At 62.8% G+C, this 2,043-nt stretch carries 1 protein-coding gene and 1 pseudogene; both read left to right on the top strand.

Translation table 11 applies throughout. From position 1 onward, the window contains the following. Window positions 1-85: 85 nt before the first annotated feature. Window positions 86-1,555 carry a UdgX family uracil-DNA binding protein gene (locus WA702_RS24325; RefSeq protein WP_425113100.1) on the top strand — a complete coding sequence of 490 codons (1,470 nt, stop codon included), beginning with the start codon at window positions 86-88 and terminating at the stop codon, window positions 1,553-1,555. Window positions 1,556-1,711: 156 nt separating this feature from the next. Then, window positions 1,712-2,043, top strand: a pseudogene (locus tag WA702_RS24320) (inorganic phosphate transporter); the annotation flags it as partial.

Genomic DNA, 2,043 nt, shown 5'->3' with positions numbered 1-2,043 from the left:
ACGAAGTCCCGAAGCAATCCAGAAGCCAAGTGAAGATTCTGGATTGCTTCGTCGCTTCGCTCCTTGCAATGACGAAAGGAGAGAGATGCACTCGATTACGCTCGATGGCGAGACCGATTTCGATGGCTGGCGCACCGCCGCGCGGGCGCTTGCGATGAACGATGTCCGGCCGGTCGACATCACCTGGCGCGTGGCCGGCAATGCGCCCGATCTGTTCGAGGAATTGCCGTCGCAGCCTTTGCCGGAGATTCCGCCTGACGCGACGTTCAATGTTCCGGCAAAATTCGTCACCTTGGCGCAGGACGCGATCCTGCACAGTGATCCCAACCGCTTCGCCCTGCTCTACCGGCTGCTCTGGCGCCTGAAGAGCAACCACGAGCTGCTTGATATCGCGACCGATCCCGATGTCATCCAGCTCAATGCGATGGCCAAGGCGGTGCGCCGCGACGAGCACAAGATGCATGCCTTCGTCCGCTTCCGCGAGATCGGCCGCGAACGGGAGTCGCATTACGTCGCCTGGTTCGAACCCGAGCACCACATCGTCGCGCTGGCGGCACCGTTCTTCGTCCGCCGCTTCGCCGACATGCCCTGGTCGATCCTCACCCCCGATCTCTGCGCGCATTGGGACGGCCACGAGATCACCTTCACGCCTGGCGTCGCCAAGTCCGAAGCGCCTTCCGAAGATCGTCTCGAAGAGCTGTGGCGGCGCTATTACGCCAGCATCTTCAATCCGGCGCGGCTGAAGGTGAAGGCGATGCAGAAGGAGATGCCGAAGAAATATTGGCAGAACCTGCCGGAGGCATCGCTGATCAAGCCGCTGATCGCCGAGGCCGGCCAGCGCACCGGCGACATGATCGCGGAGGCCGGCACCGAGCCGCACAAGCCACAGAAACGCCTGGAGACTGCGATGCGCCGCAAAGCCAAAGCCCATGATAAGCATCATGATGATGCGACCGATCTCGATACCCTGCGCGAGGAGGCCGCCGCCTGCCGCGATTGTCCGTTGTGGAAGGACGCCACGCAAACGGTGTTCGGCGAAGGACCTGGACATGCCGAGATCATGCTGGTCGGCGAGCAGCCCGGCGACAAGGAAGACCTTGCGGGCAAGCCGTTCGTGGGACCGGCCGGCCAGATGCTCGACCGCGCGCTGGAGGAGGCCGGCATCGATCGCCGGAAAGTGTACGTCACCAACGCGGTGAAGCATTTCAAATTCGTGCCGCGCGGCAAGATCCGGCTGCACCAGAAGCCAAATACGCCCGAGATCAAGGCCTGCCGGCAATGGTATGAGCGCGAACTGGCGGCGGTGCGCCCGGCCCTCGTGGTCGCACTCGGCGCTACCGCGGCGCAAAGCGTGTTCGGCAAGATCACGCCCATCAACAAGAACCGCGGCCATGTCGTCGATCTCGACGATGGCACCAGGGCGCTGGTGACGGTCCATCCTTCCTATCTGCTGCGGCTGCCGGATCCGGATGCCAGGGCGCAGGAATACAAGCGGTTCGTGGCGGACCTGAAGCTCGCCGCCGGCGCGACCCGCAAAGCCGCGCGGGTCGCCTGAGCTCTCCCCGCTTTTTCACACCGCCAGCGAAATCCCTCGTCGGTTGCAAAAATACCTCGCCTTTCAGCGGGGACGGCATCGCCTGTTCGACCCGTATTTCAACGGGCTGTCACATGCATCGATCAAAATTGGGGCTCGTGGGAGAGGAGAGTTCCAATGACCGATGTTGCTTTACCGGGTTCAATCGAGCCTGCCCTGAAGAAGGGCCCGAACCTCGATGGCGGTTTCCATCCGCTGACCGGAGTTATTTATTTGGGCGTCGTGGCGGCCGCGCTGCTGTTCGTCGCCTACAGCATTTATGACGACGTCTCGGCCACCGGCACCCGCGTCACCTCGCTGGCGCCTTACATCCTGCTGTTCATCGCGCTTTTGATCGCGCTCGGCTTTGAATTCGTCAACGGCTTCCACGACACCGCCAACGCGGTCGCGACCGTGATCTACACCCGCTCGCTGCCGGCCCACATCGCCGTGGTCTGGTCGGGCCTGTG

It is taken from the genome of Bradyrhizobium sp., assembly GCF_049798375.1.
Taxonomy (GTDB): Bacteria; Pseudomonadota; Alphaproteobacteria; order Rhizobiales; family Xanthobacteraceae; genus Bradyrhizobium.
The sequence above is the reverse complement of the archived record's forward strand: the minus strand, read 5'-3'. Positions and strand labels throughout refer to the sequence as shown.